Here is a 15363-nt window from a genome sequence, read left to right on the forward strand (position 1 = left end):
GTGGTGGGGGCGGGGCGGTTTGCCGGGGTGCTCGTGGTCCCCGCATCCGTGAGAAGAAGGGGCGCGCCCTCAGGACCCCCGGTGCCGTGGTCGGCGGTCGGCCTTATGCCGTCGCCGACCTTCGCCGAAATCTCTCTGCGGGGCGGAGCAGCAGGGACAGCGAGGCCACGGAGACGATCAGCGCGCCGGTGAGGATGACCAGGAGGTGCCCGGCTCCCAGCGCAGTGTGCATGAGGAACGCGCCGAAGAGCGCCCCGGCGACACCGGTCGGCAGGACCAGGGTGCGGGACGGCATGCGGTGCGGCAGCCGGTGCAGGGCCGCCCATGCAAGGGCGAGACCGAGGAGCGCGGAGCCGAGCGCTTCCAAGAACATGATGGGTTCCCTCCCGCACGGCCATGAGCAGATCATCGGTCGTAGCCCGTCCTACCCGTGGCCTGCCCGGGGCAATCATCGCCTGTGGGGGAGATGTGCTCCATCTGTGCAGTTCAGGCCCGGACGGAGCACTGAGGGGGCGGATCAGTGAAGAGGCGGAGCAGTGAAGGGGCCCACGAGTCAGCGGCCCACAAGCGAGGGGGCATGCGGCGAAAAGGCACGCAGCGAAAGGGCCCGGTGGCGAGTCGTCGCCACCGGGCCCCTTCCGTGCTTGCCGCGTACGCGTGCGTACCGCCGGCGCTCCCGCGTGCTAGAGCGCGCTGAAGCCCACCTTGCGCGCGGTGGGCTCGCCGATCTCCACGTACGCAAGGCGGTCGGCCGGAACCAGGACCTTGCGGCCGTGGTCGTCCACGAGGCTCAGCAGCGGCGACTTGCCGGACAGCGCCTCGGACACCGCGTGCTCGACCTCCTCGGCACTCTGACCGCTCTCCAGAACGATCTCGCGGGGCGCGTGCTGCACGCCGATCTTGACCTCCACGGCTATGTCCCTCCGACGGTCAGTGAAGTGCGCGGCCGTCCGCGCCGTACCCAGCACACATTAGCCCGGTGAGGGGACGTACATCGGCCGACCAAGAACGCCAGGAGCGAACAGGGGACGGGAACAAAGAACCGTACGGCCCCGCACGTGGCGAGCGTCAGTGGTGCTCGCTGCCGTGCAGAGGGAACCCGGCGATGCCCCGCCAGGCCAGCGAGGCCAGCAGCTGGACCGCCTGCTCGCGCGGCACGCTGCGGTCGCTGTGCAGCCAGGAGCGCGCCACCACCTGGGCGAGACCGCCGAGGCCCGAGGCGAGGAGCATCGATTCCGCCCGCGACAGGCCCGTGTCCTCGGCGATGACGTCGCAGATGGCCTCGGCGCACTCGTTCGAGACCTTGTCGACGCGCTCGCGCACGGCGGGCTCGTTCGTCAGGTCCGACTCGAAGACCAGCCGGAAGGCGCCGCCCTCGTCCTCGACGTACGCGAAGTACGCGTCCATCGTGGCCCGTACGCGCTGCTTGTTGTCGGTCGTCGACTCCAGTGCCCCGCGGACCGCCTGGATCAGTGCCTCGCAGTGCTGGTCCAGCAGGGCCAGGTACAGGTCGAGCTTGCCCGGGAAGTGCTGGTAGAGCACCGGCTTGCTGACGCCGGCGCGTTCGGCGATGTCGTCCATCGCGGCCGCGTGGTAGCCCTGGGCCACGAAGACTTCCTGGGCGGCGCCCAGGAGCTGGTTGCGTCGGGCTCGGCGCGGCAGGCGAGTGCCCCGCGGGCGTGCCGCCTCTGTCTGCTCGATGGCTGTCACGCCGCCTCCCAAAATCGTCCACATGCGGTGTGCGCCGCGCCGCCATCGTACTTTTCGGTAACCCTGGTGTGCGCGGTGCCAGCGCAGAATTTCATGGACCGTACGCGGGAGGAAATGGCGCGGAGCGCATCAAACAGGGGTGAGGCGGGTAGACGGGCGCACTGCCCGGCCTTCCGCGCGTTCCGGATTCCCGTCATGAGTGCCTCCCGGGTCGGCCGTCCGCCCTGCCGGTTCGCTTCCCGGCCTTGTTGCCGGGTGGACTCGGCCGGGGTCTCTTTCGCCGGGGTGGGGCCGAGTGTGGTCGCCGGTATCCCCCATGGCCCCGAGGTCCCCGGGGGGCGTCCCCTCGCCGGCGGGCCGTCTGTCTACCGTGGCCCGTCCTCCTGCTGCGGGCCGCTTTCCTGCCGCGGGCCGTTTTCCTGCCGGCCGTTGCCCCGTCACCGGTAATCGTCCTCGTCCAGTTCGACGACCCGCGCCTGCTCGACGCGGTCGGCCTCGTTGGCGCTGTCCGGGTCCACGCCGGTCAGCGGGTCGTCGCGGTGCGGCGCGAGGTCCGCGTGCTGCTCGGCGGCGTCGGCCTCGGGTGCCTCGACGTCGAACTCGGTGTCGTTCGGCTCGCCGAGGGTCTCGGGGTCGGTGGGGTCGACGGTCATGCTGGGCTCCCTTCCCGGAACACCCCTGAGCTTCCCTGGAGAAGCAGGGGTCATGTGCGGGTACCCTGCGTACGAGCCTAGGAGACACGCGATGGCGGCGCTATGTGATCCGCCTGCGGTTTTGTGCCGTCCGAATGGCCACCGTACGGCTCCCCGACGTGCCATGAGGGCTAACTTCCGTACCGGCAACGGGTGTCTGTGACGGCGAACACATGAGCCACTGCGTGATCGTCTCGTAACATTGCCGCATGTCTTCGACCGAGTTGCCGTCCGCGCTGGCCGCCACCGTCACACCGAAGGCGAGCCCGGTGCGGGTCGCGGCCGGTGAGCGGCTGCGGTCGGTCGGGCTGCCGGGGGTCACGCTGACCGTACGGTCGCGACCGCCGGCGCGGGAAGGGCTGTCGCCCGCCCTGTATGTGCACGGCCTGGGCGGTTCCTCGCAGAACTGGTCGGCGCTGATGCCGCTCCTCGACGGCCTGGTCGACAGCGAGGCCATCGATCTGCCCGGCTTCGGGGACTCCCCGCCGCCGGACGACGGCGACTACTCGGTCACCGGGCACGCGCGCACGGTGATCCGTTATCTCGACGCGGCCGGGCGCGGGCCCGTGCACCTCTTCGGGAACTCGATGGGCGGTGCGATCACGACCCGGGTCGCGGCCGTACGCCCCGATCTGGTCCGCACCCTGACGCTGGTCTCGCCCGCGCTCCCCGAGATCCGCGTGCAGCGGACCGCGGTGCCCACGGCGCTGCTGGCGCTGCCCGGGGTGGCCCGGCTGTTCACCCGCTTCACCCGGGGCTGGACCGCCGAGCAGCGCGTACGGGGAGTCACGGAACTCTGCTACGGCGACCCCGGGCGTGTGACGCCGGAGGGGCTCCACAACGCGGTGGAGGAGATGGAGCGGCGGCTGCAGTTGCCGTACTTCTGGGACGCGATGGCGCGGTCGGCGCGCGGGATCGTGAACGCGTACACCCTGGGCGGCCAGCACAACCTCTGGCGCCAGGCCGAGCGCGTCCTCGCGCCCACGCTCCTCGTCTACGGCGGCCGTGACCAGCTCGTCTCCTATCGGATGGCCCAGCGAGCGGCCCGCACCTTCCGCGACTCCCGCCTGCTGTCCTTGCCGGACGCGGGGCATGTGGCGATGATGGAGTATCCGGAGGCGGTGGCCACGATGTTCCGTGAACTGCTCGCGGAGACGATGGAGTTGAGCGGTTCGTCGGACGAGAGCGGGGCGGCCTCCGGTGCGGAGGGTCCGGCCTTCGGCGCGGTCGGCTCGGTTTCCGGGACGGACATGTCAGGTACGGACAGGTCCAGGACGGACAGGTCCGGTACGGGCGAACCCGGTTCAGGCGTCCCGGGCGCGGGAGGTTGAGGCGCGGCGTGGGACGGCACAGCCGCAGGGGGCGGCCCGCCAAGGGCGGGACAACCGAGACACCAGTGGCCCCGGCGCCGCCGGTGCCGGGGGCGACCGGCACGCCCGTGCGCGGGACACCGCGCCACCCGGACGGCACACCCCCGCAGGGAGTGCCCCGATTCGCCGACGGCGCCCCCTCGCATGGGGCGCCGCGCATGTACGACGGGACGCCCGCGCAGGGCGTCCCACGCTTTCCCGGAGCTCCTGCCGCGCCCAGTGCTCCTGGTGCGCATGGTGGTACGCCGGCGCAGGGGGTTCCACGTCTGCCGGACGGTACGCCGGCGCGCGGGGTCCCGCGTCCGCCGCGTTTCCCCGACGGCACGCCGGCGCAGGGCACACCCCAGGTGAGGGGCGGGCACCCCGAGCAGCGTGAACAGGGCGGGGGCTGGGGGAAGTTCGCCGCCGCGGGCCCCGCACAGGCCATGCAGCAGGAGGCGCCGGCCGGGTACGCGGACCCGCGTATACCGCGACAGCGACAGCAGCCCGTCCCGGGCCACGGGCCGGAGTCCGGGGAGGGGCGGTCCGGCGCTCCCGGTCCTGGTCCCGGTCCGCGGCAGGCCTACCTCGACGCCTTCGAGGGGGCCGACGAGGCCGAGGAGCCGTTGCCGGGCGAGGCGCCGGGAAGCGGGAAGGGCAGGGGAGGCAAGGGGCGGACGTTCACCGGGATCGCGGCCGCCGCGGTCACCACCGTGCTGGCCGTCGTCGTGGCCGGACAGGTCACCATCGGTCGTGACGGTGTGTCCTTGCAGTCGCAGGCCGACGAGGGCAGTGACCGCGACTCCGCCGACTCCGCCTCGCGGAGCGACGACCGGCCTCGTCAGTCCGTGACGCCGAGCGCGACCCCGCTGACGTACGACCAGAAGATGGGCAAGCAGTACCCGCTCTCCGCCGACCTCAGGGGGAGCGGGAAGTTCCAGGCGGTCATGGGCTTCGACCGGGCGCCGGGCACGGGGCAGAAGCACCGGTATCGCGTCGACGTCGAGGAGGGACTCGGCCTCGACGCGGAGCTGTTCGCGGACGCCGTGCAGAAGACCCTGAACGACGACCGGAGTTGGGCCCAGGGCGGAGGCCGCACCTTCGAGCGGATCTCCTCAGGGAAGCCGGACTTCGTGATCACGCTGGCCAGTCCGGGCACCACCGCCGACTGGTGCGCCAAGTCGGGCCTCGACACGACCGTGGACAACGTGTCCTGCGACTCCGCCGCCACCGACCGCGTGATGATCAACGCCTACCGCTGGGCGCAGGGCTCCAAGACGTACGGCGACAAGATGTTCGCGTACCGGCAGATGCTGATCAATCACGAGGTCGGCCACCGCCTCGGCTACGGCCATGTGACCTGCGACAAGGACGGCGATCTCGCCCCCGTCATGCAGCAGCAGACGAAGTTCCTGGACCATGGCGGGATCAGCTGCCGGGCCAACCCCTGGCCGTTCCCGGGAAGTTGAGCCTCCGGCAGGCCGACCCACCGGACCGGCGTCGCGCTCCCCGGCGGGAGTTGGTCATTGGTCATTGGCCCTTGTTCATGACCTGGCGAAACGCGGCTGCTTGATTCCTTAGCGCGACAAAACGCTACCCACGCGCGAAAGTCACGACCGTTCACCCCTTTTGGTGGCGCGACGGACAACCGTCCGTCGCGCCACCGTCATGTCCGCATACGTTCGTTCCGCTGCGAGCCGCCGGTTCCATGGCGGCTCCCAAACGGGAGATCGGGGGTGCACACGTGCGCATCGGACTGCTTACGGAGGGTGGCTATCCGTATGTGAGCGGTGACGCCAGGCTCTGGTGCGACCGGCTCGTACGCGGACTCGGGCAGCACGAGTTCGACATCTACGCGCTCAGCCGCAGTGAGCAACAGGAGGACGAGGGCTGGATCCCACTGCCGCCACAGGTCAGCCGCGTACGGACCGCTCCGCTGTGGAGCGCGGAGGACGACGGCGTCGTGTACGGCCGCCGGGCCCGGAGACGGTTCGCGGAGGCGTACGGGGAGTTGGTGGCGGCGGTGTGCGGGGCCGGCGCTGTCGGGGCGGTCGGAAGCGTAGGAGCCGGGGCAGCCGGGATCGGGGGAGCCGGAGGAGCCGGACTCGGAGGAGCCGGACTCGGAGGAGCCGGACTCGGAGGAGCCGGACTCGGAGGAGCCGGGGGCGCTGGGCGGGAGGCGAGGGGCGCCGAGAACTCCGTGGGTGTCCCCGACGTTGAGGCGGACCGTTTCGGCAGTGCGCTGTACGGGCTCGCCGAACTCGCTCGCGACGAGGGCGGACTGGTCGGCGCCCTGCGCTCGGAAGCCGCCGTACGCATTCTGGAACGCGCCTGTCGCGCACCCGGCGCACTGCGTGTGGCGCGGGAGGCGCGCGTACCCGATCTGCTCACCGTCGCCGCACACCTCGAACGCGCCCTGCGCCCCCTCTCGCTCGACTGGTACGACGGCGACGGCCTCGGCTCGGTCGACCTGTGCCACGCGGCGGCCGGCGGCTCGGCCGCACTGCCCGGGCTGCTGGCCCGGCACTTCTCGGACGTGCCGCTGCTGGTCACGGAGTACGGCGTGCAGTTGCGGGCGCACTACCTCGCGGCCTCCGGCGACGCGCCGGTCCGCGCGCTGCTCTCGGCCTTCCACCGGCGGCTGGCCGCCGAGGTGTACCGGCAGGCCGCCTGCATCACGCCCGGCAACACCCACGCCCGTCGATGGCAGGAGCGCTGCGGCGCGGACCGGGCGAAGCTCCGTACGGTCTATCCCGGCATGGACGCGTCCCGTTTCGGGGACGTGGGCGAGTCCGCGGAGAGCGCCGACCCGTACACGCTCGTCTGGATCGGCCGCATCGAACCCGCCAAGGACCTGATCTCCCTGCTGCACGCCTTCTCGGAGATCCGCCGGAGCGAGCCGAGGGCGCGACTGCGGATCGTCGGTGCCCCCGCCGAGGGGCCGGAGGGCGCGGCCTACCTCGGCCACTGCCGGGTGCTGGCCGCACAGCTCTTCCCCGACGAGGCGGAGGGCGCTCACGCGGTCGGCGACAACCCGGTGTCGTTCGAGGAGATCGGCGGCCCGGAAGTGCCGGATCTGGCGGAGGCGTACGCGGCCGGGGCGGTCATCGTCCTGTCGAGCGTCGTGGAGGGGTTCCCGATCAGCCTCGTCGAAGCCATGTTCTGCGGACGCGCGACCGTGTCGACCGACGTGGGGGCGGTGGTGGAGGTCATCGGCGGTACGGGGCTCGTCGTGCCGCCGCGCAATCCGCGGGCGCTCGCGGAGGCGTGCGTGGCGCTGCTGCGCGACCCCGAGCGCCGTGAACGCCTCGGCGCGGCCGCCCGCGCCCGAGCACTCGAACTGTTCACCGTCGAGCAGAACGTCCAGGCGTTTCGTGGCATCTACCTTGAGATCGTCTCCCAGTCCCCGGTGCGGAGGCTGCTCGTGGACGACATGGGCGACCCGCTGCCCTTCGGCGTTCCGGCCGAGGCCCACATCGCGGGACGGTGGACCGAGGTCCGACCGGTTGCTGAGGTTCGACTGGCGGCTGAGGTCCGACCAGTAACTGAGGTCCGACCAGTAACTGAGGCCCGACCAGTAACTGAGGTCCGATCGGCGGCTGAGGTCCGACCGGAGTCCGGGGGCCGCCCGTGCCGCGCGCCCGGGGTTCCGGTGCGGGCGACGGCTCCTGTCGGGGCGGCTCCGGCCGGGGCGGCTTCGACTGCGGCTCCGATCCCGGCTTCGGGCGCGGTGCAGTCCGGGGAACCGGCCCCGGCGGGGGAGGCGGCGCGATGAGCGAGCTGAGAGACATGGCTCCCGAGCCCGCGGCGCCGGGCGCCGGGGAGCCCTCCTACGAACCCGCCTCCCACGCCTCCCACGAATCCTCCTCCCAAGAATCCTCTTCCCACCCGGCCACCCCCTCGGCCACGCCGGCAAGCCGGAAGCCGCTCGCCCGGCGAGGTGGCGCCGACCCGGTCAAAGCGCTGATGCACCGCCATCGCGCGCTCTGCGAGCGAGCCGTCGACCCGCTTGAGATCGCCGCCGGGCTGGAGGCACACGGCGTGACCGACCGCACCGCCGCCCGCTTCCGCCACCGCGACGTGTTCTCCCTCGCCGAGGAGATGTACGCACGTGTCCCCCGAGACGAGGAGACCCGGTCCTCGGAGAACGCGGCGACCGCCGGGCCCGACGCGCCGGGCGCACACGCAGGTTGGGCCGCGCTCGCCCTGCTGCCGGGCGCCCTGTGCACGGCGGTCGTCGTAGGCGTGCGGCTCACCGACGGCCGCCCCCGCCTCCTGATCACCACCGTCGGCGCCCTCACCGTGTTCCTGGGCCTGCGCATGGCGCTGCGCCGGGGCCCGCTGCGCGCCGCGTCGGACACGAGGAGCGGCACGCGCGCCTGGACAGGGTGGCTGCTGGCGTACGCCGTCCTCGGGGACGGCCTGCTGAACGCGGGCCTCGACGGTGGCCCGCACGGCCCCTGGCCCCTGGCCACCGCATCCGCCCTGGCCCTCGCCCTCGCCTACGCGCCGGCCGCCTGGTGCGCCCACCTCCTCTCCGTACGCGCCCGCCGCAAACTGGCCGCGAGCCGCGGCCTGGCCGACTTCGCCGACTCCGTGCGCCCCGTGCTCCTCACGGTGCCCACCCTCTTCCTGTGCGCGCTGGCCGCGCTGCTCGCCCTGTGCGGCGCGGCGCTGGGCGAGCCCGCCGCATACGCCGCGGGCGGTTCACTCGGCGCGCTGCTCCTGCTCGCCCGACTCCTCACCGTGCACGGCTTCACCCGCGCTCCGGCCCTCGCTCTCGGTGCGGCGGGGGCCATCGAAGTGATCGCCCTCGCCACGGTCTTCGCGAGCCGCCTGCCCGGCTGCTCCTTCCTGGCCGTCCCCGTCGGCACCGTCGTCGATGCCTCGGGGCCGGGCGCCGTCCCGGGTCTGGCGTGTGGCCTCGCCGCCCTGGCCCTCCTGATCCACTCCACCCGCACCCTGACCCGGGCCTCGGCGCACGCCGCGCCCTCCGGAGCACCGTGAACTCCGGCCGGCCGTCCGGCCCCGCCGCGCCCGTGAACCGCGCCCGGCCCAGGGCACACCACCGGAGGAGCCCCGAGCCGTGACCGACCCACCCGGAGACCAGTGATGAGTGCTCAGCACATTCCTCCCGCGGGTCCCACACCGCGGGCCTTCGTCCGATCCACGGCAAGCCCACAAGGAGAACGCCAGATGATCACCTCCCGAACCGGACGATCCGCCCCGGGAGCCGCCCGATGAGGGTCCTGCTGATCGGAGCCAACGGATACCTCGGCCGCTTCGTCGCCGACCGCTTGCTCGCCGACCCGGCCGTGCAACTCACCGCACTCGGCCGCGGCGACGACGCCGACGTACGGTTCGACCTCGCCACCGGCAGCCCGGGCGCGCTCACCCGCTTCCTGGACGCCGTCCACCCCGGAGTCGTCGTCAACTGCGCCGGAGCCACCCGTGGCGGTGCCCGCGAACTCATCCGGCACAACACCGTCGCCGTCGCCACCGTCTGCGAGGCCCTCCGCCGCAGCGGCTGCGGAGCGCGCCTCGTCCAGATCGGTTGCGCCGCCGAGTACGGCCCCAGCCAGCCCGGCTCCTCCACCGCCGAGGACGCCGTGCCCCGCCCCGGCGGCCCGTACGGCGTGAGCAAGCTCGCCGCCACCGAACTGGTCCTCGGCTCCGGCCTGGACGCCGTCGTGCTGCGCGTGTTCTCGCCCGCGGGTCCCGGCACCCCCGCAGGTTCCCCGCTCGGGCGCCTCGCCGAGGCCATGCGCCGCGCCATGCAGTCTGGCGACGGAGAACTCAAACTCGGCGGCCTCGGCGTCCAGCGCGACTTCATCGACGTCCGCGACATCGCCCGAGCCGTCCACGCCGCCTCGCTCTCCGCGGCCCAGGGTGTGATCAACATCGGCTCCGGTCGCGCCGTGCGTCTCCGCGATGCCGCCGCCGTCCTCGCCCGCGTCGCCGGCTACGGCGGCGCCCTGCACGAACTCGACGGACCACCCGGGCACATCAGGCCGTCCATCGGGCACCCCCGCCCCGAACCGGACCACGCCGGCCTCGTCGCCTACCCCTACCCCGACGGCTGCGGCAGCTGGCAGCAGGCCGACGTACGCACGGCCCGCGACCGGCTCGGCTGGCGACCCCGCATCAACCTCGAAGAGTCCCTCGCCGACATCTGGATGGAGGCGGCATGCCGTATCTGACCGGCACCGCCGTCGGCACCGCGAGCACCGGCGCGGTCCTCGGCCTCGGCATCCCCGGCTATGCGCACCCCCTTCTCGCACCGGCGGAGTGGGGCGGACTCACCCGCCCCGGCACCCCTCTGCACTGGGTCGTCCTCAACGTGAGCCGTGGGCCCGGCACGCGACCCGACCCGCTGTGCCTGGAGGCGGCCGGCCGGCTGCGCAACGCGGGTGTCCGCGTCCTCGGGCATCTGGATACGACGTACGGCGCACGCACGCTGGGCGAACTGCTCTCCGACGCCTACCGGTATCTCCGCTGGTACCGGGTCGACGGCTTCGTCCTGAACCGCTGCCCCACCGAGCGCACTGCGCTCCCCGAGGTCCGCCGCACGGTCACCGCGCTTCGGGAACTGCTCGACGGAGGACACATCGTCCTCGGCCACGGCACCCACCCGTACCCCGGATATGTGGAGCACGCCGATCAGCTGGTGACCTACTCCGGGCCCTGGAGCGACTACCGCTGGTCGCAGGTGGCCGAGTGGACCGCCGACCATCCGCCCGAACGCTTCTGCCACTTCGTGCACGGCGTGCCACGCGGCCACCTCGACGAGGCCCTCCGCATCGCCCGATGGCAGGGCGCGGCCACGATCTACTTCACCGACCGCACGGACCGCGGCGGCCGCACCGACCCCTGGGAGACCATGCCCGGCTACTGGGACGACATCGTCTCGCTGGTTGGACCAGGTGTCTCGGAATGAAAAAAGGCGTGGCAGTGTTACGGAGAGAACAACTGTAGTGATTGACCGACCAACGGAGTCCCCGTGTCGCTGCCACCCCTGGTCGAGCCCGCTTCTGAGCTCACCGTAGACGAGGTCCGCAGGTACTCCCGCCACCTGATCATCCCCGATGTCGGGATGGACGGGCAGAAGCGGCTGAAGAACGCCAAGGTGCTCTGCGTGGGCGCCGGCGGCCTGGGCTCGCCGGCGCTGATGTACCTGGCCGCGGCCGGCGTCGGCACGCTCGGCATCGTGGAGTTCGACGAGGTCGACGAGTCGAACCTGCAGCGCCAGATCATCCACAGCCAGGCCGACATCGGCCGCTCCAAGGCCGAGTCCGCGCGCGACTCGGTCAAGGGCATCAACCCGTACGTGAACGTGATCCTTCACGAGGAGCGGCTCGAGGCCGACAACGTGATGGACATCTTCAGCCAGTACGACCTGATCGTCGACGGAACCGACAACTTCGCGACCCGCTACCTGGTCAACGACGCGTGCGTGCTGCTGAACAAGCCGTACGTGTGGGGCTCGATCTACCGCTTCGACGGCCAGGCCTCGGTCTTCTGGTCCGAGCACGGCCCCTGCTACCGCTGCCTCTACCCGGAGCCCCCGCCGCCCGGCATGGTCCCCTCCTGCGCCGAGGGCGGCGTCCTGGGCGTGCTGTGCGCGTCCATCGGCTCCATCCAGGTCACCGAGGCCATCAAGGTCCTCACCGGCACGGGTGAGCCGCTGGTCGGCCGCCTGATGATCTACGACGCCCTGGAGATGCAGTACCGCCAGGTCAAGGTTCGCAAGGACCCGAACTGCGCGGTCTGCGGCGAGAACCCCACCGTCACCGAGCTCATCGACTACGAGGCCTTCTGCGGTGTCGTCTCCGAGGAGGCCCAGGAGGCGGCCGCCGGCTCGACGATCACTCCCAAGCAGCTCAAGGAGTGGATCGACGACGGCGAGAACATCGACATCATCGATGTCCGCGAGATCAACGAGTACGAGATCGTCTCGATCCCCGGCGCCCGGCTGATCCCCAAGAACGAGTTCCTCATGGGCTCCGCCCTCGAGAGCCTCCCGCAGGACAAGAAGATCGTCTTGCATTGCAAGACGGGTGTCCGCAGTGCGGAAGTCCTCGCCGTCCTCAAGTCGGCCGGCTTCGCCGACGCGGTCCACGTCGGCGGCGGCGTGATCGGCTGGATCAACCAGATCGAGCCGCACAAGCCGGTCTACTAGGCGCACGTCTTCCACGGAGGGGCTCGGCGCCACGTGTGCCGGGCCCCTTTCCGCTGCCCGTGCGGGCAGCGGCGGCGCAGGCGTGGGCCACCCGCCCTCCGTTCGGGCTACGAGCAGACCTTGCCGTCGTCGGGCACCGTGCCCTTCAGTAGATACGCGTTGATCGTCGAGTCGACGCAGTCGCTCCCGCTTCCGTACGCCCCATGGCCCTCGCCCTTCCAGGTGAGCTCCACACCGACGTCGTCGCCCAGCTCGTCCGCCATCTTCTTCGCGCCCTCGTACGGCGTCGCCGGGTCCCCGGTGTTGCCCACGACCAGCACGGGCTCGGCTCCCGGAGCGCTCACCTCGGTTGTGTCGTACTGGCCCTCCACCGGCCAGTTGTGACACCAGCCCGCCGTGTCCCAGCCCAGGTAGTCCCCGAAGACCGGCGAGATCCTGCGGAACTCGGGCAGCAGCTTCTTCGTCTCCTCGGCGGTCGGCCGCTGCTTCTGGTCCAGGCACGATATGACCCGCTGTGAGTGCGTCGTCGTGCCGTAGCGGCCGGAGGGGTCGCGCTCGTTGTAACCGTCGGCGAGCGCCAGCAGCTCGGAGCCGTCGCCGCCCTCGGCCGCGTCGAGTGCGCTGGTCAGGGTCGGCCAGCTCTGTTCGCTGTAGAGCGGCAGGACGATGCCGGTGACGGCCAGCGTCTGGGTGAGCTCGCGGCCGGACGACGTTGGAAGTGGCTTCGCGTCGATTCGCTTCAGGAGGTTCACGATCTTCTGCGTGCCCTCCTTCGGATCCTGGCCCGTCGACTTCAGGTAGTTGTCGAGGGCGCGCTGGAAGCCTCGGGCCTGGTTCTTGGCGTGGCCCACCGCGTCGGCGCTGGGATCGACGACCGCGTCCAGCACCAGACGGCCCACGTTCTTGGGGAAGAGGTGGGCATAGACGCCGCCGAGCTCGGTGCCGTACGAGATGCCGAAGTAGTGGGTCTTCTTGTCGCCGAGGATCTGGCGCATCAGGTCCATGTCGCGGGCCGTGTCGGTCGTCGAGACGTGTGCCAGCAGCTTGCCCGCCGCCTTCTCACAGCCCGCCCCGAAGTCGGCCGCGTCCTTGAGGTACGCCCTCTCCTCGGCCGCGTCGTCCGGTGTGGCGTCCACCGACTCCGCGGCCTGGATGTCCTGGTCGCTGCGGCAACGCACGCCCTCGCTCGCACCGACCCCGCGCGGGTCCCAGCTCACCAGGTCGTACCGCTCGTGGAGGCTGCTCGCGATGTCGGCGTACGAGGGCATCATGGAGACGCCCGAGCCACCGGGACCGCCGAAGTTGAACAGGAGCGAGCCGGTGCGTTCGCCCTGGCCGCCGGTCGACTTCGACCGGATCAGCGCGAGCCCTATCGTCTCCCCGTCCGGTTTGTTCCAGTCGAGGGGTGTCTTCAATGTGGCGCACTGCCAGTCGCCGCCGGGTGCGGGGCCGTCCGACGTCGCCTTGCAGCGGCCCCAGTCGAGCTTCTGGGAGGTGAGCGAGGCGGGCAGTTCCGATGACGTACCCGATGGCGACGTGGCCGACGACGCTCCCGCGTCGCTCTTCCCGTCGTTCGAGCGGTCCCCGGCCGAGCCGCCGCTGCAGCCGGCCATCAACACCGCGGCGGCGGCCAGAGCCGTCCACCCTCCGAATCGCGCCATGAGCAATCCCCCCTCGCTTCGTCGTCCGCCTGATGTCCCGGATGACAGTCATGCCATGGTAGGCGTATCGCCACGAGCGGTGCGGCAGCCTGTGGATAACTCTGTGACCTGTACTTTTATGGGTTTGCGGCCCGGGTGATCTGCTTCACGAGCAGACGGTCCCCGGCGCGGGCACCTTCCCCTGCAGCAGGTAGGCGTCCACCGCGTTCCGTACGCACGTGTTCCCGCTGATGTACGCGCCGTGCCCCTGCCCTTTGTACGTGAGCTCGACCCCGACCCCCTTGCCCAGCGCCTTCACCATCCGGCTCGCGCCCTCGTACGGTGTGGCCGGGTCGCCGGTGTTGCCGATCACGAGGATCGGAGCGGCCCCGGGCGCACTCACGTTGGGGTGGTTGGCGGCGCCGGGCACGGCCCAGTCGCTGCAGCTGAGCATCTCCCAGGCCAGGGAGTCGCCGAAGAGAGGGGAGGCGGCCCGGAACTCGGGCAGCTTCGCCGTCACGTCCTTGACGGTGTAGCGGGGTTTGTCGTCCGCGCAGTTGATGGCGACGTTCGCCGGGATGAGATTGCTGAACTCGCCGTTCTCGTTGCGTCCGTTCAGGGAGTCGGCCAGCAGCATCAGCACCTTTCCGTCACCCTGGTACGCCTGGTACAGGCCCTGTGTCAGGTACTTCCAGAGTTCCTGGGAGTAAAGGGCCTGGAGGATTCCGTCCGTCGCGAGCGACTGGGTCAGCCGGCGTGAGAGGACGCCGGGGATCGGCTTGGCGTCGAGAGTCTTCAGCAACTCGGCGATCCGGTTCTTCACATCCTGCGGGGTGTCCCCGACAGGGCAGCCCCCCTTCATCGAGACGCAGTTCCGCGCGTAGTTGTCGAGCGCGAGCTGAAAGCCCTTGGCCTGCCCGAGAGCGCCCTGCTCCGAGTTCTGCGTCGGGTCGACGACCGCGTCGAAGACGGCGCGCCCCACGTTTTTGGGGAACAGGTGGGCGTACACGCCGCCGAGCTCGGTGCCGTACGAGATGCCGAAGTAGTACAACTTGCGGTCGCCGAGGACCTCGCGCATCAGATCCATGTCGCGGGCCGCGTCCGTGGTGCGGACGTGCGGGAGCATCGCGCCGGAGCGCTTCTCGCAGGCCGCGTTGAACGACTCGGTGCCGTCGAGGAGTTTCCTCTCCTCAGCAGTGTCGTCGGGTGTCATGTCCAGCTGGAGGAACTTGTCGAGCTGCCGGGCGTCCTTGCACTCGATGCCCGCGCTGCGGCCGACCCCGCGCGGGTCGAAACTCACCAGGTCGTATCGGGTGCGCAGCTCCGCGAAGTCGTCGGCGAAGGCGGGCAGACCTGTGACACCGGATCCGCCGGGGCCGCCAAAGTTGAAGATGAGGGAGCCGATGCGCCGGCTGTTGCTACCGCTCGTCCTGACCCGGATGAGCGCGATATCGATCGTGTCGCCCTTGGGTTCGCTCCAGTTGCGTGGCGCCTTCATGGTGGCGCACTGCCACGTGCCACCGTTCGGCAGCGGTGAGGGTGCCGCCCCTCCGCCCTCGGACGCGGACGGTGCCGGGCAGTCCTTCCAGCTCAGCTTCTGGCCCGTCAGGTTCTTGTCCTTGGGGTCGTCGCCGCCACAGCCCGCCAGCAGCGGGCACAGCAGGACGGCTGTGGCGATCAGGGCGGCGGCACGTAGCCGGGGCGGGATGGGCATGCCTCCCATCCTGGCCGCGCTCCGTCCGGTGCGCTCGGGGCGAGGGCCGGGCGGGTGAGTACCCGTTTTCGGACGTCCA

The 15363-nt window shown here is 71.2% G+C and carries 13 protein-coding genes; 7 read left to right on the forward strand and 6 right to left on the reverse strand.

Annotated elements, in window-relative coordinates; all coding sequences use genetic code 11:
• Nucleotides 1–103 precede the first annotated feature (103 nt).
• The 4 genes from FPZ41_RS27285 to FPZ41_RS27305 all read right to left on the reverse strand — a co-directional run bounded on the left by FPZ41_RS27285 (nt 104) and on the right by FPZ41_RS27305 (nt 2363).
• Nucleotides 104–373, reverse strand: a complete 270-nt coding sequence (locus tag FPZ41_RS27285; protein WP_152866317.1) for a hypothetical protein — start codon at nt 371–373, stop codon at nt 104–106.
• Nucleotides 374–683: 310 nt separating this feature from the next.
• A complete protein-coding gene (locus FPZ41_RS48680) occupies nt 684–911 on the reverse strand; it encodes a DUF3107 domain-containing protein (RefSeq protein WP_181587019.1) in 228 nt (75 codons plus the stop codon).
• Between the two features lie 157 nt (nt 912–1068).
• Nucleotides 1069–1710, reverse strand: coding sequence for a TetR/AcrR family transcriptional regulator (locus FPZ41_RS27295; RefSeq protein ID WP_131565245.1), 642 nt, complete (start codon nt 1708–1710; stop codon nt 1069–1071).
• A gap of 437 nt (nt 1711–2147) precedes the next feature.
• The gene (locus FPZ41_RS27305) at nt 2148–2363 is read right to left on the reverse strand and encodes a hypothetical protein (RefSeq protein WP_134029470.1); all 216 of its coding nucleotides are present in this window, start codon (nt 2361–2363) and stop codon (nt 2148–2150) included.
• 248 nt (nt 2364–2611) lie between these two features.
• Here FPZ41_RS27305 and FPZ41_RS27310 point away from each other — a divergent pair, with 248 nt between their 5' ends.
• The 7 genes from FPZ41_RS27310 to moeZ all read left to right on the forward strand — a co-directional run bounded on the left by FPZ41_RS27310 (nt 2612) and on the right by moeZ (nt 11930).
• Nucleotides 2612–3733, forward strand: a complete 1122-nt coding sequence (locus FPZ41_RS27310) for an alpha/beta fold hydrolase (RefSeq protein WP_152866320.1) — start codon at nt 2612–2614, stop codon at nt 3731–3733.
• Between the two features lie 386 nt (nt 3734–4119).
• Complete coding sequence (locus FPZ41_RS27315; protein WP_407698824.1) at nt 4120–5220, forward strand: DUF3152 domain-containing protein; 1101 nt, start codon at nt 4120–4122, stop codon at nt 5218–5220.
• A gap of 275 nt (nt 5221–5495) precedes the next feature.
• Complete coding sequence (locus FPZ41_RS47305; protein ID WP_322620797.1) at nt 5496–7526, forward strand: DUF3492 domain-containing protein; 2031 nt, start codon at nt 5496–5498, stop codon at nt 7524–7526.
• The gene (locus tag FPZ41_RS47310; protein ID WP_228023010.1) at nt 7523–8758 is read left to right on the forward strand and encodes a hypothetical protein; all 1236 of its coding nucleotides are present in this window, start codon (nt 7523–7525) and stop codon (nt 8756–8758) included. Before FPZ41_RS47305 ends, FPZ41_RS47310 begins: the two co-directional genes overlap by 4 nt.
• 233 nt (nt 8759–8991) lie before the next feature.
• A complete protein-coding gene (locus FPZ41_RS27325) occupies nt 8992–9951 on the forward strand; it encodes an NAD-dependent epimerase/dehydratase family protein (protein ID WP_152866321.1) in 960 nt (319 codons plus the stop codon).
• The gene (locus FPZ41_RS27330) at nt 9939–10688 is read left to right on the forward strand and encodes a spherulation-specific family 4 protein (RefSeq protein WP_152866322.1); all 750 of its coding nucleotides are present in this window, start codon (nt 9939–9941) and stop codon (nt 10686–10688) included. Before FPZ41_RS27325 ends, FPZ41_RS27330 begins: the two co-directional genes overlap by 13 nt.
• Nucleotides 10689–10751: 63 nt before the next feature.
• Entirely contained in the window at nt 10752–11930 is a 1179-nt protein-coding gene (gene moeZ / locus FPZ41_RS27335) for an adenylyltransferase/sulfurtransferase MoeZ (RefSeq protein ID WP_322620798.1), read from the forward strand.
• 107 nt (nt 11931–12037) lie between these two features.
• Here the strand turns inward: moeZ and FPZ41_RS27340 are convergent, their stop codons facing one another.
• Together FPZ41_RS27340 and FPZ41_RS27345 are read right to left on the reverse strand one after the other, a co-directional pair.
• Nucleotides 12038–13591 carry an alpha/beta hydrolase gene (locus tag FPZ41_RS27340; RefSeq protein WP_152866323.1) on the reverse strand — a complete coding sequence of 518 codons (1554 nt, stop codon included), beginning with the start codon at nt 13589–13591 and terminating at the stop codon, nt 12038–12040.
• A 145-nt stretch (nt 13592–13736) separates the two neighbouring features.
• Nucleotides 13737–15284 carry an alpha/beta hydrolase gene (locus FPZ41_RS27345; RefSeq protein WP_152866324.1) on the reverse strand — a complete coding sequence of 516 codons (1548 nt, stop codon included), beginning with the start codon at nt 15282–15284 and terminating at the stop codon, nt 13737–13739.
• Nucleotides 15285–15363 lie beyond the last annotated feature (79 nt).

The sequence above is a fragment of the Streptomyces acidicola genome (genome assembly GCF_009377235.1).
Classification (GTDB): domain Bacteria; phylum Actinomycetota; class Actinomycetes; order Streptomycetales; family Streptomycetaceae; genus Streptomyces; species Streptomyces acidicola.